The organism is Actinomadura sp. 6K520 (assembly GCF_004349245.1).
Classification (GTDB): Bacteria; Actinomycetota; Actinomycetes; order Streptosporangiales; family Streptosporangiaceae; genus Spirillospora.
This window is the reverse complement of sequence record NZ_SMLC01000011.1, coordinates 59,182-77,946: the sequence shown is the minus strand read 5'-3', so window position 1 is coordinate 77,946 and position 18,765 is coordinate 59,182. Positions and strand designations below refer to the sequence as shown.

At 73.2% G+C, this 18,765-nt stretch carries 18 protein-coding genes; 13 read left to right on the top strand and 5 right to left on the bottom strand.

The features are described 5' to 3' along the window. Positions 1–157 precede the first annotated feature (157 nt). Positions 158–415: a hypothetical protein gene (locus tag E1289_RS05510; protein ID WP_131975945.1), complete on the top strand. Its 258-nt coding sequence runs from the start codon at positions 158–160 to the stop codon at positions 413–415. Positions 416–424: 9 nt separating this feature from the next. Further along, positions 425–1,222, top strand: a complete 798-nt coding sequence (locus E1289_RS05505) for a hypothetical protein (RefSeq protein WP_131975943.1) — start codon at positions 425–427, stop codon at positions 1,220–1,222. A gap of 64 nt (positions 1,223–1,286) precedes the next feature. On the opposite strand, the gene E1289_RS05500 is transcribed toward E1289_RS05505, so the two are convergent. Continuing rightward, positions 1,287–1,550 (bottom strand): hypothetical protein, encoded by a 264-nt coding sequence (locus tag E1289_RS05500; protein ID WP_131975941.1) that lies wholly within the window; start codon positions 1,548–1,550, stop codon positions 1,287–1,289. 84 nt (positions 1,551–1,634) lie between these two features. Between E1289_RS05500 and E1289_RS05495 the strand changes: the two genes are divergently transcribed. The 9 genes from E1289_RS05495 (at position 1,635) to E1289_RS05455 (ending at position 10,313) form a co-directional block, all read left to right on the top strand. Continuing rightward, entirely contained in the window at positions 1,635–1,904 is a 270-nt protein-coding gene (locus E1289_RS05495) for a hypothetical protein (RefSeq protein ID WP_131975939.1), read from the top strand. A gap of 25 nt (positions 1,905–1,929) precedes the next feature. After that, a complete protein-coding gene (locus tag E1289_RS05490) occupies positions 1,930–2,283 on the top strand; it encodes a DUF488 family protein (RefSeq protein ID WP_131975937.1) in 354 nt (117 codons plus the stop codon). A 254-nt stretch (positions 2,284–2,537) separates the two neighbouring features. Next, complete coding sequence (locus E1289_RS05485; protein WP_131975935.1) at positions 2,538–3,191, top strand: DUF4360 domain-containing protein; 654 nt, start codon at positions 2,538–2,540, stop codon at positions 3,189–3,191. 14 nt (positions 3,192–3,205) lie between these two features. Then, positions 3,206–3,856, top strand: a complete 651-nt coding sequence (locus E1289_RS05480; RefSeq protein WP_131975933.1) for a DUF4360 domain-containing protein — start codon at positions 3,206–3,208, stop codon at positions 3,854–3,856. A gap of 194 nt (positions 3,857–4,050) precedes the next feature. Beyond that, a complete protein-coding gene (gdhA, locus tag E1289_RS05475; protein ID WP_131975955.1) occupies positions 4,051–5,391 on the top strand; it encodes an NADP-specific glutamate dehydrogenase in 1,341 nt (446 codons plus the stop codon). Positions 5,392–5,597: 206 nt separating this feature from the next. Further along, the gene (locus E1289_RS05470; RefSeq protein WP_131975931.1) at positions 5,598–6,560 is read left to right on the top strand and encodes a TIGR01777 family oxidoreductase; all 963 of its coding nucleotides are present in this window, start codon (positions 5,598–5,600) and stop codon (positions 6,558–6,560) included. A 69-nt stretch (positions 6,561–6,629) separates the two neighbouring features. Continuing rightward, positions 6,630–7,190 carry a potassium channel family protein gene (locus tag E1289_RS05465; protein WP_131975929.1) on the top strand — a complete coding sequence of 187 codons (561 nt, stop codon included), beginning with the start codon at positions 6,630–6,632 and terminating at the stop codon, positions 7,188–7,190. Between the two features lie 136 nt (positions 7,191–7,326). After that, on the top strand, positions 7,327–9,855 hold the full coding sequence (locus tag E1289_RS05460) for an ATP-dependent Clp protease ATP-binding subunit (RefSeq protein ID WP_131975927.1): 2,529 nt from the start codon (positions 7,327–7,329) through the stop codon (positions 9,853–9,855). Positions 9,856–9,872: 17 nt separating this feature from the next. Next, positions 9,873–10,313, top strand: a complete 441-nt coding sequence (locus E1289_RS05455) for a protein-tyrosine phosphatase family protein (protein ID WP_131975925.1) — start codon at positions 9,873–9,875, stop codon at positions 10,311–10,313. 9 nt (positions 10,314–10,322) lie between these two features. Here E1289_RS05455 and E1289_RS05450 read toward each other — a convergent pair whose 3' ends face one another. Further along, positions 10,323–11,927, bottom strand: a complete 1,605-nt coding sequence (locus E1289_RS05450) for an FAD-dependent oxidoreductase (protein WP_131975923.1) — start codon at positions 11,925–11,927, stop codon at positions 10,323–10,325. Positions 11,928–12,093: 166 nt separating this feature from the next. After that, positions 12,094–12,654: a dihydrofolate reductase family protein gene (locus E1289_RS05445; protein WP_131975921.1), complete on the bottom strand. Its 561-nt coding sequence runs from the start codon at positions 12,652–12,654 to the stop codon at positions 12,094–12,096. A 125-nt stretch (positions 12,655–12,779) separates the two neighbouring features. On the opposite strand from E1289_RS05445, the gene E1289_RS05440 reads away from it, so the two are divergent. Next, positions 12,780–15,497: a LuxR C-terminal-related transcriptional regulator gene (locus E1289_RS05440; protein ID WP_131975919.1), complete on the top strand. Its 2,718-nt coding sequence runs from the start codon at positions 12,780–12,782 to the stop codon at positions 15,495–15,497. Between the two features lie 9 nt (positions 15,498–15,506). On the opposite strand, the gene E1289_RS05435 is transcribed toward E1289_RS05440, so the two are convergent. Further along, entirely contained in the window at positions 15,507–16,274 is a 768-nt protein-coding gene (locus E1289_RS05435) for a TIGR03943 family protein (RefSeq protein WP_165970352.1), read from the bottom strand. Further along, positions 16,271–17,302 carry a permease gene (locus E1289_RS05430; protein ID WP_131975915.1) on the bottom strand — a complete coding sequence of 344 codons (1,032 nt, stop codon included), beginning with the start codon at positions 17,300–17,302 and terminating at the stop codon, positions 16,271–16,273. Before E1289_RS05430 ends, E1289_RS05435 begins: the two co-directional genes overlap by 4 nt. A 14-nt stretch (positions 17,303–17,316) precedes the next feature. Here E1289_RS05430 and E1289_RS05425 point away from each other — a divergent pair, with 14 nt between their 5' ends. Then, positions 17,317–18,612 (top strand): transposase, encoded by a 1,296-nt coding sequence (locus tag E1289_RS05425; RefSeq protein ID WP_347813565.1) that lies wholly within the window; start codon positions 17,317–17,319, stop codon positions 18,610–18,612. The last annotated feature ends 153 nt before the right edge of the window (positions 18,613–18,765 follow it).

Genomic DNA, 18,765 nt, shown 5'->3' with positions numbered 1-18,765 from the left:
GGGTAAAGGGGGTCGGGGTGTGGGAAATTGAGTGGAGATCAGGATGGGGGCGGGATGTTTCCGGCGTAACGGGGATGGCATCTCGAATGGGTCTGGTCGTGGAAACTTGACGCGGCGGAGGTCGACTTCCAGGGCGCGCTGCGAAATGGTCTCCCCCATGTATTCACGATTCAGGGGTGCCGGGACGTCCGGGCCCGCCAGGTGGCTGCTCGCCTTTCTCGGTGCACGCGAACAGGCGATGCGCACCCATACCGGACTTGCCACGGGGCCCGCGGAATGGCTGCTGGTCTTCCTGGAGGTCGAGCGCGCCGAACTCGCCGCCCGGCAGCGTCCCGAGCGCGCCGCGCCCATGCGGTCGCGCCGCGGCAGGCCCGAGGAGTCCCCGTTCGGCCGGCTGACCGCCCGCAGCGCATAGAGGAAGGCCATGACCATCGAGATGTTCCTCGCCGCCCTGACCGGCGGCGCGATCGGCCTCGCCGAGCTCGTCGCGCGCTACCGCGACAAGCCGGTCAGCGCCCTGCTGTCCCCGGGCGGGCTGCTGTTCGTCTTCGTCAACGCCAGCGCGGCCATCGTCACGCTCATCGCGCTGGCCGCCTCCGGCTGGACGTTCGGCCTGCCCGCGACGACGCCCCCGGCCAACCTCGCGGTGATCCAGGTGATAACCGCCGGGATCGGGTCCGCGGCCATCCTGCGCATGTCGTTCGGCCCCGTGAACGGCAGGGCGGGCGCCGGTCCCATCGCCCTCCTCAACGGCATCCTCCGGCTCGCCGACGGCGAGCTGGAACGCAAGCGCGCCCTCAGCCGGCTGTCGCACAACGACCTGTCGGGCCTGTCGTTCGAACGCGACCACGCGGCCCTCGCCGAACTGTGCTGCCACCTCATGCGCGAGTTCGACCTGTCCGAGGCGCAGCGGCTCGGCGGCCTCGCCGCCGAACTCAGCCACCGCGACGACCTCACCGACGCCGACAAGCTGGACTGCTGGGGCCTGGAGCTGACCCGGCTGGTCGGCGAGCGCGCGGTCCGGCAGGCCGCGCGCCGGCTGCGGGACCGCCCGCGCGACGAGCCCCGCCCGGCCGCGCCGGAGGAGCGGCCGGCCTCCCCGGTGCCCGACACCGAGTACCAGATGGAGACCACCCCGCCGCGCCCGTCCGTCGCCAAGACCTCCCGCCTCGCCGCGAGCACCAACGGCAGGACGGAACGCAAATCGTTCAGCGATGCCTGAGACCGCGTGAAATACCGGTGCACCCCGTCGGGTGCACCGGTATTTTGCTGATCCTTCGTCCGGGCTATCGCGGCCGGGCGGGTGCGTGCCTTTCCGGTGATTCCGCGCGCTGCCGTGCCGTCCGGGAAGGCCGCGCCGGGAAAGCGCCCGCGGGCGTTCCGCCTTCGGAATCGCCCTGGCCCTCCAGGGCCGCGGCGATGCGGTGCAGCGCCTCCGCCATCGAGACCATCGCCTGCACCTGGGCGGCCGCCATGAGATTTCCCGGCGAGGGATCGGCGGCCTGTGCCTCCGCGGCCGCGTCACATGCCTGCTGGCTCCACCAATGCACGCGGCGATCCTATTGGACCGGTCGAATTCCGCACCCGCCGCCGCGCCGCCCGTTACGGAAACCGAAAAGGAAAGGCTTTTACACGTGACCACAGAACCCCGCGCCGCACCGCACCCGGCGCCCCCGCGCTGGGCCGTGAAGCCGGTGCGGCAGCTCACGGCCGGCGAGCTCGCCGAGGCCCTCGCCTACCTCGAACGGCACCGTCCCGACGACGACGTCCTCGGCCGTGCGCTCGCCGGCGAGTTCGCCCGCCGCACCGCCGCCGCCGAGTTCGCCCGCCGCGCCGCCGACCGCGTTCCCCCGCGAGGGGCCGCCCGTTCCGCACCGGATGCCGGGGAGAGCCCGCGTGCGTGAGGGTATGGAGGGGCTGGGAGGAACCATGGAGGTACGACTGCGCAGGGTGTACGACGACGCCTCGTCCGACGACGGGAAGCGGGTCCTCGTCGACCGGGTGTGGCCGCGGGGGCTGTCGAAGGAGAAGGCGCGGCTGGACGAGTGGGCGAAGGACGTCGCCCCGTCGACGGAGCTCCGCAAGTGGTACGGCCACGAGGCCGGCCGCTTCGGCGAGTTCGCCCGCCGCTACGAGGCCGAACTGGACGAGCCCGAGCGCGCGGCCGCCCTGGACCGCCTGCGTGCGATCGCGGGCGGTGGCCCGGTGACCCTGCTGACCGCGACCAAGGACATCGACCACAGCCAGGCCGCCGTCCTGGCGGCTCGGCTGCGCGGGGACTGACGGCGCCGGCGACGTCCCCCGGCGCACCGCCGGGGGACGTTTTCCATGCCTTCTGTACAAGCCTATTGAAATTGATGGAACGCTTTATGGAACGCTCCTTTCGTAATGGCCGTGTTTGGAAATTCCAAACCGCCTGATCGTGGCCCTGTCAAGGGTCGTTGCGTCGCCTTTCATTGTTGAAAAAGTCGCGATTGACCGCGCTGAGCTGCGGTGTTTACTCTCCTTTTGCGCAGGCTCCAGCGAGGAGGAATCGCATGCGTAAAGGGATCGCCATTTCCGCTGCCGCCGCACTGGCCGCCACCGCCGTCCTGGCGGCGCCGGCCGACGCCGCCGTCCCCCGCAGGGTGCCCGGCCCGGACGGGGTCACGATCGAGATCGCGACCGTCAACGGGTCCGGCTGCCCGGAGGGGACGGCCGCCGTCGCCGTGTCGGACGACAAGGAGGCGTTCACCGTCACCTACAGCGACTACATGGCGGTCACGGGCGGTTCCTCCAGCCCGACGGAGTTCCGCAAGAACTGCCAGATCAACATGAAGGTGCACGTCCCGCAGGGGTTCACGTACGCCATCGCGTCCGCGGACTACCGGGGCTTCGCCTACCTGCAGCCCGGCGCCACCGCCATGGAGAGGGCGAGCTACTACTTCCAGGGCATGCCGCAGACCACCGCCATCAGCCACACGCTGGAGGGCGAGTACATCGACAACTGGCAGTTCACGGACGAGAACGACGTGGCGCAGCTCGTCTACAAGCCGTGCGGTGAAGAGCGCAACTTCAACATCAACACCGAACTGCGCGTGTTCCGGGGCAGCTCGGACCCGGCGAAGACCAGCTTCATCTCGATGGACTCCACCGACGGCTCGATCCAGACCACCTACCACTTCGCCTGGAAGACATGCCCGCCCCGGTAAGAAGGAGAGAACCGATGCGCAAACTGACCGCGTCGGCGGCCGGCCTCGCCGCTCTGGCGCTGTCGCTGTCGGCGGCCCCGGCCGCGTCCGCCGAGTCGGGCGACTCGCCGCCGCCCGGCCGGATCCTGATCGACGTGCTCACGGTGAACGGCTCCGGCTGTGCCGCGGGGACGGCGGCGGTGGCCTCGGCCGGCGACAACACCGCGTTCACCGTCACCTACAGCGACTACCTGGCGCAGGCAGGAGGGAACTCCGGCCCGACGGACTTCCGCAAGAACTGCCAGATCAACCTGCGCGTCCACGTCCCGCAGGGGTTCACCTACGCCATCGCGGGCGCCGACTACCGGGGCTTCGCGCACCTGCAGCCGGGCGCGACCGGCATGGAGCAGGCCAGCTACTACCACCAGGGCCTGTCGGACACCGCGTCGGCCAGCCACACCATCAAGGGCGGCTACTCCGACAACTGGCAGTTCTCCGACCGGACCGACGTCGCCGAGCTCGTCTACAAGCCGTGCGGCGAGGAGCGCAACTTCAACATCAACACGGAGCTGCGCGTGTACAAGGGCACCTCGGACCCGGCGAAGACGAGCTTCATGGCCTTCGACTCCGCCGACGGCAGCGTCAAGACCACCTACCACTTCGCGTGGAAGGAGTGCCCCGCCTGATCCTCCGCTCCCGCAGGGCCGCGTCCGCACCGCGGGCGCGGCCCTGCGGCCGTTCCCGTCCGGCGGCCTTCAAGGTGCCGTAACCTCCGGCATGGCCTGTCACGTGCGGTGATGCTCACGTCTTACAGTGGAGGGGTCTTCGAGGAAGGGATCATCACATGCCGTTGGCCCCCCGCCTGCCGGCCCCACCCGAGATGTTGTCCGCCCTGGACGAGACCTACGACGGGGTGCTGAGGCGCGATCCGGGCGAGGCGGAGTTCCACCAGGCCGTCCACGAGGTACTGGAGTCCCTCGGGCCGGTGCTCGCCGCACGTCCCGGCCTGGCCGCAGCCAAGCTGGTGGAGCGCCTGGTCGAGCCGGAACGTCAGATCATTTTCAGGGTGCCCTGGCAGGACGACCAGGGCCGTGTCCATGTCAACCGCGGCTTCCGCGTCGAGTTCAACGGGGCGCTCGGCCCGTACAAGGGCGGGCTCAGGTTCCACCCGACCGTGAACCTCGGCATCGTGAAGTTCCTCGGTTTCGAGCAGATCTTCAAGAACGCGCTGACCGGGCTCGGCATCGGCGGCGGCAAGGGCGGCAGCGACTTCGACCCGCACGGCCGCTCCGACGAGGAGGTCATGCGGTTCTGCCAGTCGTTCATGACGGAGCTGTACCGGCACGTCGGTGAGCACACCGACGTGCCCGCCGGTGACATCGGCGTCGGGGCCCGCGAGATCGGCTACCTGTTCGGCCAGTACCGCCGCGTCACGAACCGGTGGGAGGCGGGGATGCTGACCGGCAAGGGCCAGCTGTGGGGCGGCTCCGCGGGCCGGACGGAGGCGACCGGCTACGGCAACGTCATGTTCACGGCCGAGATGCTGCGGCGGCGCGGCGAGGACCTGGACGGCCAGCAGATCGTGGTGTCCGGTTCCGGGAACGTCGCGATCTACACGGTCGAGAAGGCGCAGCAGCTCGGCGCGAACGTCATCACGGTGTCCGACTCCGGCGGCTACGTGGTGGACGAGAAGGGCATCGACCTCGACCTCCTCAAGCACGTCAAGGAGGTCGACCGCGGCCGCGTCTCCGACTACGCGGAGCTGCGCGGCTCCTCGGCCCGGTTCATCCCCGGCGGCTGCGTGTGGGACGTGCCCGCCGACATCGCCCTGCCGTCCGCGACGCAGAACGAGCTGGACGCCGCCGCGGCGAGGACCCTCGTCCGCAACGGCGTGAAGGCCGTGTCGGAGGGCGCGAACATGCCGACGACGCCGGAGGCCGTCCACATCTTCCAGGAGGCCGACGTCGCGTTCGGCCCCGGGAAGGCCGCCAACGCCGGCGGCGTCGCGGTGAGCGCGCTGGAGATGCGCCAGAACGCCAGCCGCGCGTGCTGGACGTTCTCCCGGGTCGAGGAGGAACTGGCCTCGATCATGACCGGCATCCACGAGAAGTGCTACGAGACGGCCGAGCGCTATGGCGCGCCCGGCGACTACGTCGTGGGAGCCAACATCGCGGGCTTCGAGCGCGTCGCCGACGCCATGCTCGCCCAGGGCCTCATCTAGCCCCCGCCCGGCCGCACGCTCGGGCATCCGTTCCCGCCGGGTCGTCCGCCTTCAACGGCGAGGGCGGCGACTCCGCGCCGGACGAGCGGACGAACGCCTCCGGCGGATTCCCGGCATCCCGGCTCGCAGAGCCGCCGACGACGCGGCCCCTCTTTGAACGTGTTCAAATCTGGCGTAGGCTTACCGCGACGCCGAGGGGTGGGACGATGCGGATTGTCATTCCCGGGGGGACCGGGCAGGTCGGCACGATCCTGGACCGGGCCCTGACCGCCGCCGGGCACGAGGTCACGATCCTGACCAGAAGGCCGGCGCGCGAACGCGAGGTCGGCTGGGACGGCCGCACACCGGGCCCCTGGGCCGAGGTCATCGACGGCAGCGACGTGGTGATCAACCTCGCCGGGCGCAGCGTCAGCTGCCGCTACACGCCGACCAGCCTGCAGGCCATGATGGACTCGCGCGTGCACTCCACGGAGGCCGTGGGGGAGGCGATCGCCGCCGCCGCGCGGCCGCCCCGCGTCTGGCTGCAGATGAGCACCGCGACCATCTACGCCCACCGCTTCGACGCCCCCAACGACGAGGCGGCCGGCGTGCTCGGCGGCGCCGAGCCCGGCGTCCCGGCGTACTGGGCCTACAGCGTCAGGATCGCCGAGAACTGGGAGCGGGCGCAGGAGCGGGCCGCGACCCCGGCCACCCGCAGGGTCGCGCTGCGCGCCGCCATGGTCATGAGCCCGGACCGCGGCGGCGTCTTCGACGTCCTGCTGTGGCTGGCGCGGCTCGGCCTCGGCGGACCGGTCGCGGGCGGCGCGCAGTACGTGTCCTGGATCCACGAGCACGACTTCGTCCGCGCGGTCGAGTTCCTGATCGACCGGGACGACATGGCCGGGCCGGTGAACATCGCCGCCCCGGACCCCCTGCCGCAGCGCGCGTTCATGCGGGCGCTGCGCGCCGCGTGCGGCATGCCGGTGGGGCTGCCCGCGACCGCGTGGATGGCCGAGCTGGGGGCGCTCGCGCTCCGCTCCGACACCGAACTCCTGCTGAAGAGCCGCCGTGTCGTCCCCGGCCGCCTCCTCGACGCGGGGTTCGCGTTCGACCACACACGCTGGGCGGACGCGGCCGCGGAGCTCGCGGCCCGCCGCCTGCGGCGCCCCGGCTGGCGGGCGCGTCCGTGACGTCGCGGCGGCGCGCGCGACCGGGCGGGCAAGCGGATCAGGGGCGGCGATCCGGGGCATGGACGGGGCGTGGACGCTCAATCGCGGCGAGCCCGCCGCAGGCTCGTGTTCTGGACGGTCCTGCGCATGACGCTGACCACCGTGTTCCTAATCGCCGCGTACTTCCTGGCCCCGCTGCTGAAGTCGTTCACTCCGCTGTCCACCACGGTGCTGGCCGTGATGCTGATCGTCCTGGGGCCGCTCGTCTGGTGGCAGGCGAGCTCGATCGCGCGTTCGCCGTCCCCGCGAATACGCACCGTCGAGGCGCTGGGGACGTCCCTCACGCTGTTCGTGCTGGTGTTCGCCTCCAGCTACCGGCTGATGAGCAACGACACCCCACCCGGCTTCTCCGAGCCGCTGACGCATATCGACGCCCTGTTCTACACCGTGACGATCTTCACGTCGGTCGGTTTCGGGGACATCGTCCCGACCTCGCAGGCGGCCCGCGCCCTGACGACCTTGCAGATGCTCGGCGACCTGGTCTTCCTGGGCGTCGTGGCGAAGGTCTTCCTGGAGGCGATGCGGCGGGGCGTCGAGCGCAGGGACCGCGAACGCGGGGGCGGCGGCACCGGCGCCGATCAGGGCCGCTGACCGGGTCCGGGCGCCGCCGCGCGGCCTCCCGGGCCTGAATCGAGGCGGGCGCCGCCCGGGGTTTCCGGAATGCGTGCCCGGGCAGGTGACTGACCGTTGCCGAACGTTGTCGTTTCCTGCGCTGGGGGTTTTGGACATGGCATCGGGGTGGTACGGATCCGGCGGCGGCATGGACCCGTTCGAGGAGATGCTCGCCCGCTTCTTCGGATCGCGGGCGCACCGCCGTCCGATGGAGCGGATCAGCATCGCGCGCCTGATGAGCGAGCCCGCGCGGGAGCTGGTGCGGGACGCGGCCACGCAGGCGGCGCAGTGGGGCAGCGTCGACCTCGACACCGACCACCTGCTGTGGGCGGCGACCCGGCAGCAGGGCACCCGGCACTGGCTGGAACGGGCCGGCGCCGACCCGGACAAGATCAAGCACGGGATCGAGGAGCACGCCCGGCGCGCTGAGCCGCGGGACGTGCCGCCCGAGCTGACGCCGTCGGCCAAGCGCGCCCTCCTGGACAGCCACCAGATCTCGCGGGCCCTCGGGTCGTCCTACATCGGGCCGGAGCATCTGCTGTTCGCGCTGGCGCTCGACCGCGGCTCCGGCGCGGGCCGGATCCTGGACGCCGAGCACGTGACGCCGGACACGCTGCAGTCGGCGGCGACCGGCGGCGGGCAGCACCCCCCGGGCGGGCCCGGCGGCGGTGGGCCGCAGACCGGCACGCCGACGCTGGACGAGTTCGGCCGCGACCTGACCGCGCTCGCCCGGGAGGGCCGGATCGACCCGGTGATCGGACGCGAGGACGAGATCGAGGAGACCGTCGAGGTCCTGTCCCGGCGCACCAAGAACAACCCGGTGCTGATCGGCGACCCGGGCGTCGGCAAGACCGCGATCGCCGAGGGGCTCGCGCAGCGGATCGTGGACGACGACATCCCGGAGACGCTGCGGGGCAAGCGGGTGGTCCAGCTCGACCTCGGCGGCGTCGTCGCCGGCACCCGCTACCGGGGCGACTTCGAGGAGCGGCTGAAGAAGGTCGTGGACGAGATCCGCGCGCACGCCGACGAGCTGGTGATCTTCATCGACGAGATCCACACGCTGGTGGGCGCGGGCGGCGCCGAGGGCGCGATGTCGGCGGGGAACATGCTGAAGCCGCCGCTGTCGCGCGGCGAGCTGCACGTCGTCGGCGCGACGACCATCGACGAGTACCGCCGCAACATCGAGAAGGACGCCGCGCTCGAACGCCGGTTCCAGCCGATCCTGGTGCCCGAGCCGTCCGTGGCCGACAGCGTCGAGATCCTGCGCGGTCTCCGCGACCGGTACGAGGCGCACCACCAGGTGCGGTTCACCGACGAGGCGCTGGTCGCGGCCGTGGACCTGTCCAGCCGCTACCTGACCGACCGTTTCCTGCCGGACAAGGCGATCGACCTGATCGACCAGGCCGGCGCCCGCGTCCGGCTGCGCTCCGGGCGGCGGGACGGCGGCCGCCGCGAGCTGGAGGACCGCCTCGACCGGCGGCGCCGGGAGAAGGACCAGGCCGTCGCCGACGAGGACTACGAGCGGGCGTCCGAGCTCCGCGACGAGGTCGGCCGGCTGGAGGGGGAGATCGCCGCGCTCCGCGACAACGGCGGCCCCGCCGCGGTCCCGGAGGTGACGACGGAGGACATCGCCGAGGTCGTCTCGCGGATCTCCGGCGTCCCCGTCACCCAGCTCACCCAGGCCGAGCGGGAACGGCTGACGCGGCTCGAAGAGCACCTGCACGAGCACGTGATCGGGCAGGAGGACGCCGTCGCCGCGGTGGCGCGCGCCGTCCGCCGGTCCCGCGCGGGCATGGGCGACCCGGACCGCCCGATCGGCGGGTTCCTGTTCCTCGGCCCGACCGGCGTCGGGAAGACCGAGCTGGCCAAGGCGCTCGCCGAGGCGCTGTTCGGCAGCCGCGACCGGCTGGTCCGCTTCGACATGAGCGAGTTCCAGGAGCGGCACACGGTGAGCCGGCTGATGGGCGCGCCGCCCGGATACGTCGGATACGAGGAGGCCGGGCAGCTCACCGACGCGGTCCGGCGGCAGCCGTACTCGGTGGTCCTGCTCGACGAGATCGAGAAGGCGCACCAGGACGTCTTCAACGTCCTCCTGCAGCTGCTGGACGACGGCCGCCTCACCGACGCGCAGGGCCGCACCGTCGACTTCCGCAACACCGTGGTGATCATGACCAGCAACCTCGGCTCCGAGCTGATCACCGGCCGGACCGACATCGGGTTCGGGACGGCCGGCGGCGAGGGCGCCGCGCTCAGCGACCGGATCATGCGCCGGCTGCGCGAATCGTTCCGGCCCGAGTTCCTCAACCGGATCGACGAGATCATCGTGTTCCAGCGGCTGGAGGCGGGGCAGCTCCGCCAGATCACCGACCTGCTGCTGGACGAGACGCGCCGCCGCCTCCGCGCGCAGGACGTCGACGTCACCTTCACCACCGAGGCGGTGGACTGGATCGCCGAGCGCGGCTACCAGCCCGAGTTCGGCGCCCGCCCGCTGCGCCGCACGATCCAGCGGGAGGTGGACGACCGGCTGTCCGACCTGCTGCTCGCCGGGGAGCTGCGGCACGGCGGCCACGTGCGGGTCTCCGCGGTCGACGGCGGCCTGGAGTTCCGCGTGGTGACCGAGGAGAAGGAGCAGGCGGAGGGGTAGCGGCTACAGTTGCCGTCGTGATCACCGCCCCCCTCACCGGCTCCCTGCAACTTCCGGACGGCACCTGGATCCGGGGGCGCGGCCTGCGCCACCCGATGCCGGACGGCCCCGCCCCCGGCTTCGGCCTCTACCTCGGCTCCGACCGGCTCCGCCGCCGGCACGAATCCGCGCTGACCTGGCCGTCCGTGTGGCTCGACTGGCCCGACTTCCGGCTCCCCCGCGACCGGGACGAGGCCGTCCGGCAGATCCGCGCCCTCCACGAGCGGGCCCGTTCCGGCGAGGCGGCCGAGGTCGCCTGCGGGGGCGGAGTCGGGCGCACCGGGACGGTCGTCGCCTGCCTCGCCGTCCTGTCCGGCGTGGACCCGTCCGAGGCCGTCGCCTGGGCGCGCGAGCACCACCACCCAAAGGCCGTGGAGACGCCCTGGCAGCGCCGCTGGGTGGCCGCGTTCCCGCACTGACCCGCCGGGTCAGCCGCCGAGGATCAGCGCCGCCGCGTGCTCCCCGATCATCATGCTCGGGGCCGCGGTGTTCCCGCCGGTGATGCTCGGCATGATCGAGGCGTCGGCGACGCGGAGCCCCTCGACGCCGCGGACGCGCAGCGCGGGATCGACGACGGCGCGCTCGTCCGTGCCCATCCGGCAGCTGCCGACCGGATGGTAGACGGTCGTCGCCCGGTTCGGCAGCTCCCTGGCCATCGTGGCGCGGTCGGGGAACTCCGGCCCGGGGGACAGCTCGGCGGTCACGTCGCCGGCGATGAGCCGGTTCGCCATGATCTCCCGGACGAGCTCGATGCCGTCCAGCAGCAGGCGGGCGTCGTCGGGCTCGGTGAGGTAGCCGGGGTCGATGACGGGCGCGGCGGCCGGGTCCGCGGACGCGAGCCGCACCGTGCCGCGGCTCTTCGGGTAGATCAGCGTCGGCATGATCGTGAGGGCGGAGCGCTTGTCCACCTTGTGCCGCGTCGGCGCGTCCTGGTTGGGGAACGGGTACGACCACGGCAGCGCGTGGATCTGCAGGTCAGGGATGTCGCCCGCCTGCGGGCCGCGGACGAACCCGACCGCCTCGAACACGCTGCGCGCCATCCACGTCCCGCCGCGGGCCCACTCCTTGAGGAGGCCCGAGGCGAAGTAGGGTGCGGTGCCGCGGTGCCGGGCCGTGCCCATGACGAAGGTCATCGGCACGAACATGTGGTCGTGGAGGTTGTCGCCGACCGGCAGGTCCGCGTGGACCTCGATGCCGTGCTCGCGGAGGTGCGCGGCGGGCCCGACCCCCGACAGCATCAGCAGGTGCGGCGAGCCGAACGCGCCCGCCGCGAGGATCACCTCGCGCGTCGCGTGGATCGTTCCGCGGTCCTTCCCGGTGCCGACCTCGACGCCGGTGGCGCGGCCGTCCCGGACCACCACCCGGCCCACGGTCGCCTTGGTCAGGACGGTGAGGTTGTCCAGCCCGTGGTCGTCGAGGTACCCGACGGACGAGCTGTAGCGCAGCCCCTCGTGGGTGCTCTGCTGGAAGATCGACGCGCCCTCCTGCTCCTCCCCGTTGTAGTCGTCGTTGCGCTTCACGCCCGCCGTGTCGGCCATCGCCTCCAGGAACGCCTCGGACGCGGGCGTGAGGTCGCGCTGCCGGGTCACCTGGATCGGCCCGCCCGCGCCGCGCAGGTCGGTCGCGCCGTCCTCCCAGTTCTCCATCCGCCGGAAGCTGGGCAGGACGTCGTCGTACCCCCAGCCGGTGCAGCCCTCCGCCGCCCAGTCGTCGTAGTTCCTGCGGTGGCCGCGCACGAACAGCATCCCGTTGATCGACCCGGAACCGCCCAGCACGCGGCCCCTGGTCTGCGGAATCCTCCGGTCGAGCGCGTTCTTCTGCGGGGCGCTGTAGAAACCCCAGTCCAGCCGCTTCTTCAGCTGCGGGACGTTGTGGAAGATGGCGATCAGCCCCGGCTTGCGGACGAGCGCGGTCCGGTCGGATCCGCCCGCCTCGACCAGGACGACGTCCGCTCCCGACTCGGCCAGGCGCTTCGCCAGCACGCAGCCCGCGCTGCCAGCCCCCACGACGACGTAGTCAGCGGTCCGATCCATGTGCACCTCTTCAGCGTCCGCGGAGGCGACCACTCATGGGGACCCGCGCCTGGCCCGATCGCCCGGATGGCTGCACGGTAGAAGCCCCCGGCGCCCCCGCCAACGGAAGTCCCGGTCACCGGAACCCCCGGCCACCGGGCGATCCGTCCCCGGCGCGGACCGGGGGTCAGGTCCCGGCCGCCTCCGGCTTGAGCCGGTAGGACAGCAGCACGACCCCCGACGCGTACGTCTTCGTCTCGTTCACCTCGAACATCGCCCGGGTGCCCGCGCGGAACAGCAGTCCGTCGCCGCCGGCTTTCCCGAAGAAGAACGGGTGGACCCAGAGCCGGAGCTCGTCGAGCAGGCCGTGCTCCATCAGGGTGTGCGAGAGCCTGCCGAACCCGTACTGCAGGATGTCGCCGCCCGGGCCGTCCTTCAGCCGGGCGATCTCGGCGGGGACGTCGCCGCCGATGACGGTGGTGTTCTCCCAGTCCGCCTTGTCCATGGTGGTGGAGACGACGTACTTGGACACCGCCTTCATCTTGTCGGTGTACGGGTCGCCGGACCGTCCCTGCCACACCGAGGCGAAGCTGTCGTAGGTGTGCCGGCCGAGCAGGACGCCGTCGCAGCCGGCCAGCACCTCGGTCTGCGCGGCGGTGTCGTCGGTGGCGTCCAGCGACGGCCAGTCCTGCGGGTCCTGGATGACCCCGTCGATCGTGACGAACGTCGAGTTGATGATGCGTCGCATGATGTGTCCTCCGGTCTGGAATTCGTGGTTCCAGCCTCTGTCCGCGGCTGGTGCGCGGGCATCCGTGGTGCCACCGAAACGCCACGGAGCCCACCGCCGTCCCACGGATCGGTCAGACTGGCGTGGTGAGCCACGAGCGACCGGTGGAGATCACCGAGCGCGAGGCCGAGGTCCTCGCCGCGCTCGGCGCGCGGCTGTCGAACGCCCAGATCGCCGGGCGCCTGCACATCTCCGTGCGCACGGTCGAGAGCCACATCTCGTCGCTGCTGCGCAAGTACGGCGTCGCCGACCGGTGGGCGCTCGCGGACGAGGCGCACCGCCGCACCCCGCCGCCCGGTCACCTGTCCGGCCTCCCGGCGCCGCGCACGGCGTTCTTCGGCCGCGCCGCCGAGCGGGAACTGGCCCTCGGCCTGCTCGGGGACGCCCGGCTGGTGACGCTGCTGGGCACGGGCGGGATCGGCAAGACCCGCCTGGCGGCGGCGGTGGCGGAGTCCGCGGCGCCCGCGTTCCCACTGGGCGGCGCGTTCGTCGACCTCGTGCCGGTGCGCGACGGCTTCGTCGCGGAGGCGGTGGCGTCCGCCCTCGGGGTGACGGAACGCCCAGGGCAGGCGCTGGAGGACGCCGTCGCCCGGCACCTCGGCCGCGGGCGGTCGCTGCTCGTCCTCGACAACTGCGAGCACCTGCTGGACGCCGTCGCCGCCTTCACCGAGCGGCTGCTGTCCGGCTGCGCCAGGGTGACCGTGCTGACCACCAGCCGCGAACGGATCGGCTTGCCCGGCGAGCGGACCGTCCCCGTGCCGCCGCTCCCACCGGACTCCGACGCGGTACGGCTCTTCCTCGACCGGGCGGTGGCCGCCGACCCCGGTTTCACCGCCGGCCGCGCCGGCGTCGCCGAAGTGTGCCGCCGTCTGGACGGGATGCCGCTGGCGATCGAGCTGGCCGCGGGGCGCAGCGCGTCACTCGGCGTGGCGGGCCTGCTGGCCGCCCTGGACGACGTCCTGCGGCTGCTGAGCGGCGGGCGCGGGTCCGTGGAACGGCACCGGTCGCTGCGCGCGGTGCTCGGCTGGAGCCACGATCTCCTCACCGATGACGAGCGGACGCTGTTCCGCCGGCTGTCGGTCTTCGCCGGCTCGTTCGACCTGGCGGCGGCCGCCGCCGTCGCAGCGGATCCCGCCACGGGTCCACCTGGCCGCACCGCCGACCTGCTCGGGCGGCTGGTCGACAAGAGTCTCGTCGCCGGTCCCGCACGGGGCCGCTGGCGGCTGCCGGCGACGGTCCGCGCGTTCGCCGCCGAACGGCTGGAGGACAGCGGCGAGGGCGACGCCGTGCGGGACCGCCACCTGCGGTGGGCCGCCGCGACGGCCGCCGAGCTGGAGGGCCGGATGGACGGCCGGTGGCGCGCCGGCTTCGACGCCGTCGCCGACGACCTGAGGTCGGCCCTCGCGGGCGCGCCGCCCGGCCGCGCCGCCGTCCCGCACCGGCTGGCCCGATCCCTCGCCCACCTCACCTACGCCCGCAGGTTCCTGCGCGAGGTGCCCGGCCACTACGAGGAGGCCGCCCGGCGGGCGGCCGCCTCGGGCGAGGCCGTCGCCGACCTGCGCGCCGCCGCGGACGCCGCGCACGCGCTCATCGACACGGGCCGCGCCTTCGACCTGCTCCTCGCCGCGGCGGACCGGGCTCGCGCGGCCGGCGACGGGAACGCCGAGGCGGTCGCGCTGGCGTTCGCCGTCACGACCGCCGAGCGGCACCCCTCCGGGTTCGAGACCGAGATCCCGCACGGGCGCCTCCGCGACCTCCTCGCCGCCGCCGCGGCCGCCGGGGACGACCGGGACCCCCTCGTCGCCGCCCACCTCGCCGCGGCCCGCACGTGGAACGCCCGCGAGGAGAAGGTCACCCCGGAGCCGTCCCTGGTCGGCGGCGCGGTCGCCGCCGCCCGCGCGACCGGCGACCCCGTGCTGGTCTGCGGAGCGCTCGACGCGGCGGGGATCGCCGCGCTCGCCGCCGGGCGGTTCCGCGAGGCGCACCGCGTCGCCGCGGAACGGGTCGGGCTGCTGCCCACGATGCCGCGCGACGTCCCGTACCCGGCCCCGGAGATCACCGACGCGTTCCACATGGGGTCCTCCTGTGCCGTCGCGGCCGGGGACCTGCCCGCCGCGCTGGCCACGGCCCGGCTCGCCGCCGCCGACGACCTGATCGGGGAGCGGTCGCCGGTCGCGGTGAGCACCCTGCTCCCGCCGCTCGTCCTGACCGGCGGCCTGCGCGAGGCGCTGCACCACGCGCCGACCCTGTGGGAGGTGTGCGAGCAGGCGGGAAGCCCCCTCGCCTGGATGGCCCCGGCGGTCGCGGCGGCCGCCCTCGCGCACGGGCTGCTCGGCGAGGAGGCCGGGTTCCGGTTGTGGCGCGCCCGCGCGGAACGGGTCGCCGGCGCCGCCCGGTCCCGGTACCTCGCCTCGTTCGCCGCGTTCGTCGACGCCCGGATCGCGCTGCGGTCCGGGCGGCCGGACCCGCGCCTCGCCGATGCGGCGTTCGCGGACTTCCCGCCGCAGGACTGGTACCGGACGTACGCCCGCGCCGCCGGTGCCGAACTGGCCGTCGCGACCGGGCTGCCCGACGCGGCCGAACGGCTCGCCGCCGCCCGCGACACCGCGGCGGAGAACGACTGGGCCGCCGCCTGCCTCACCCGCGCCGCGGGACGCCTCCACGACGACCCGGACGAACTGTCCGCCGCCGCCGAGGACTGGGAACGCATCGGTGCCCGTTACGAGCGGGCCTGCACGCTCCTCCTCATCCCGGGCAGGCTGGACGAGGGCCGCAAGGAACTCGCCGACCTGCACGCACCCTGACAGAGTGGGTCACTCGTAGGGGTTCTTCGGCTCCTCGATCTTTCTGAGGGAGTGGGCGCGGAGGGTCTGCACGACCGTCCGGTCCGTCTGGACGGGCGGCTCCCAGACGCCCGTGACCCGGACCCAGGAGTCGGCGGGCGGCTGCGGGACGCCGCGCACCCGCACCGGGAACGGGACGGCGTCGCCCGCACAGCAGGCGATCTTCATCCGGGTGAGCTGCCAGCCGCCCTGGCCCTTCCCGGCCGGGGTCACGAACCCGGTCAGCCGCACGGGGACGCCCTGGAGTTTCGCGGGGTCGCCGGTCTGGGCCTCGTAGGCGCGGCCGATGAACTCGCCCAGGGGCATGTCGACCGGCCCCCCGGCGGCGGACAGCGGGCGGAAGCCGTCGTCCGGCGGGGCGGGCGGCGGCGCCGCGCGGTCGGCGTCGCGCGCCGCGCTGAACGAGCCGAGCGCGGGCGGCGCGATCACGAAGATCGCCAGCACGGGCAGGCCGAGCAGCCACGCCACCCGCGGCCCCCGCGAGTGGTCGTGCCCGTGCCCGTCGTCGTGCCCATGCCCAGGGTCGGGGTGGCAGGCGTCGTGGCCGTGTCCCGGAGCGTCCCGCCATTCCCGGCGCAGCCCGGCGGCGCCCAGGGCCAGCAGCGCCGCCGCCGCGGCCACCAGCGGGTACCGGAAGCCCGGCCGCACGTAGTTGACGTACTCGCCGCTGACGAGCGTGATCCACAGCACGGCGGCGCCGAGGAACAGCAGCAGCAGGTTCTGCGCGGCCCTGGTCACGACAGCAGCCCTCCCACCAGCACGCTGACCCCGACCGCGAGGCAGAAGGTCAGCGGCACGAACCGGACCGCGAAGCGGCGGCCGAAGAAACCCGTCTGGAGCGCGATCAGCTTCAGGTCCACCATCGGCCCGACGACCAGGAAGGTCAGCTTCGCGGTCGTCGAGAACTGCGACAGGCTAGCCGCGACGAACGCGTCGGCCTCCGAGCAGATGGACATCAGCACGGCCAGCAGGGCGAGCAGCAGCACCGAGACGACGGCGTCCCCGGCCGCGGCGTTCACCCAGCCCGCGGGGACGATCACGTTGATGGTGGCCGCCGCCATCGCGCCGACCACCAGGAACCCCCCGGCGTGGACGATGTCGTGCCGCATCGCCTGCCGGAACGCCTCCAGCCGCCCCGCCCGCCCGTGCACCTCCGGCCGGGACGGGATCCGGATCCATTCGCCCTTGCCGACCAGCAGCCACACCCAGCCCACCAGCACCGCCACCAGCAGCGACGCGACGAACCGGCCGAGGACCATCTCCGGCTGTCCCGGGAAGGCGACGGCGGTGGCGATCATCACGACCGGGTTGATCGCGGGGGCGGCGAGCAGGAAGGTCAGCGCCGCGGAGGGCGCCACCCCCCGGGCCATCAGCCCGCCCGCGACCGGCACCGACGCGCACTCGCACCCCGGCAGCACGGCCCCCATCGCGCCCGCGGCGGGCACCGCCGCTCCCGGCCGGCGCGGCAGCACCCGCCGCCACAGCGACGCCGGGACGAACGCGGTGATCGCGGCCGACAGCGCCACCCCGAAGACCAGGAACGGCAGGGCCTGGACGCACACCGCGACGAAGATGGTGGTCCACGCGTCCAGCGCGCCCGCGTCGACGAGCGGCGCCAGCCACGTCCGCCCGAGCACGAGCACGGCCGCCAGCAGGCCGAACATCCAAGCGGCCCGGGTACCCGGAGCGACGGGTTCGCGGCGCCCCCAGTCCGCCGGCGGGAGCACTTCCTCCTCGACCTCCCGCAGGCCGGCACGGTCGCTCATCCGATACCTACAGCGTGGAGATCCCGTCCTTCAGGGCAGGGAGGAAACGCGGCTCGGTGCGGAACGGTGACTCTCCGGGTTTTGTCGGTGGCGGTCGGTATGGTGCGGGCGTGTCCCGGTACCGGTTGTGTCCGACCCCTGCACAGGAGGCGGGGTTGTTGGAGCATTGCTCGCATGCCCGGTTCGTGTGGAACCTGGCGGTGGAGCAGCACGGGTGGTGGACGCCGCGCCGCGGCCCCGCGCCGGGGTATGTGGCTCAGGCCCGCCAGTTGACCGAGGCCCGCGCCGCGAACCGGTGGCTGGCGGCCGGTTCGGTAACGGTGCAGCAGCAGGCCCTGCGGGATTTCGCGCAGGCGATGGCGAATTTCTTCGGCGGGACGCACCGCCGCCCTACCTGGCGTAAGGCCGGGCTGCATGAGGGGTTCCGGATCGTGGGGGCCCGCGGCCCGGCGTGGGAGGTGCGGCGGCTGAACCGCCGCACCGGCCAGGTGCGGATCCCGAAGGTGGGGTGGGTGCGGTTCCGCCTGTCCCGCCCCGTGCCCGGCGGGGTCAAATCGTTCCGGGTGACCAGGGATCGCGTCGGCCGGTGGCATGTGGCGTTCGCGCACGTACCCGACCCGGTCCCGGCGCCCGGCAACGGTGCGGCGGTCGGGGTCGACCGCGGGGTGGCGGTGTCGGCCGCGCTGTCGACCGGTGAAACCCTGAACGTGCCGGGCCTGAGGGCGGGTGAGGCGGAGCGGTTGAACCGGCTGCTGCGGCGGCTGGCCCGCGCGAAACCGGGGTCGAACCGCCGCGCACGGGTCAAGGCCGCTATCGCCCGGCTCCGCGCCCGCGAGGCCGACCGCCGCACAGATTGGGTGGAGAAGACCTCGACCGGTCTGGCGCGCCGTTTCGACGTCATCGCCGTCGAGGACCTCGACGTGGCGGCCATGACCCGCTCGGCGCGCGGCACCGTGGAATCCCCGGGCGTGAACGTCGCGGCCAAGGCCGCACTCAACCGGGGCATCCTCGCCAATGGCTGGGGCCGGCTGGTGACCCGCTTGGAACACAAGACTTCTGGCCGGGTCGTCAAGGTCGGCCCCGCGTACACGTCGCAGACCTGCAACCCCTGCGGGCACCGCGCCCCGGACAACCGCGAGAGCCAAGCGGTGTTCCGGTGCACGGCTTGCGGGCACCGGGCCAACGCCGACGTCAACGCCGCACGCAACATCAAAGACACCGCCGTGGGACGCACGGTGGCTGCGCGGGGAGGCACGCCGCTGGGCGGGCCGGTGAACCGCGAACCTCAACCTGCTCTCCTGCCTGCGTAGGGTCGGGTTGGAATCCCCCGCCTTCCGGCGGGGGAGGACGTCAAGGCGACAATCGTGCCAGAGCGGCCGGGCCGAAACCCCGACCCTTCGGACAACGCATCCGGACCGAATCGAGGGGTCGGGCTGTCTGCGGGGCCCCGACAGGCGCATACT

What these genes read in the sequence shown, in the direction of transcription:
- E1289_RS05445 (WP_131975921.1), bottom strand. Translation starts at nt 12,654, where the DNA reads ATGCGACGCATCATCAACTCGACGTTCGTCACGATCGACGGGGTCATC.
- E1289_RS05490 (WP_131975937.1), top strand. Translation starts at nt 1,930, where the DNA reads ATGGAGGTACGACTGCGCAGGGTGTACGACGACGCCTCGTCCGACGAC.
- E1289_RS05430 (WP_131975915.1), bottom strand. Translation starts at nt 17,302, where the DNA reads ATGAGCGACCGTGCCGGCCTGCGGGAGGTCGAGGAGGAAGTGCTCCCG.
- E1289_RS05480 (WP_131975933.1), top strand. Translation starts at nt 3,206, where the DNA reads ATGCGCAAACTGACCGCGTCGGCGGCCGGCCTCGCCGCTCTGGCGCTG.
- gdhA (WP_131975955.1), top strand. Translation starts at nt 4,051, where the DNA reads ATGTTGTCCGCCCTGGACGAGACCTACGACGGGGTGCTGAGGCGCGAT.
- E1289_RS05510 (WP_131975945.1), top strand. Translation starts at nt 158, where the DNA reads ATGTATTCACGATTCAGGGGTGCCGGGACGTCCGGGCCCGCCAGGTGG.
- E1289_RS05505 (WP_131975943.1), top strand. Translation starts at nt 425, where the DNA reads ATGACCATCGAGATGTTCCTCGCCGCCCTGACCGGCGGCGCGATCGGC.
- E1289_RS05450 (WP_131975923.1), bottom strand. Translation starts at nt 11,927, where the DNA reads ATGGATCGGACCGCTGACTACGTCGTCGTGGGGGCTGGCAGCGCGGGC.
- E1289_RS05460 (WP_131975927.1), top strand. Translation starts at nt 7,327, where the DNA reads ATGGCATCGGGGTGGTACGGATCCGGCGGCGGCATGGACCCGTTCGAG.
- E1289_RS05470 (WP_131975931.1), top strand. Translation starts at nt 5,598, where the DNA reads ATGCGGATTGTCATTCCCGGGGGGACCGGGCAGGTCGGCACGATCCTG.
- E1289_RS05485 (WP_131975935.1), top strand. Translation starts at nt 2,538, where the DNA reads ATGCGTAAAGGGATCGCCATTTCCGCTGCCGCCGCACTGGCCGCCACC.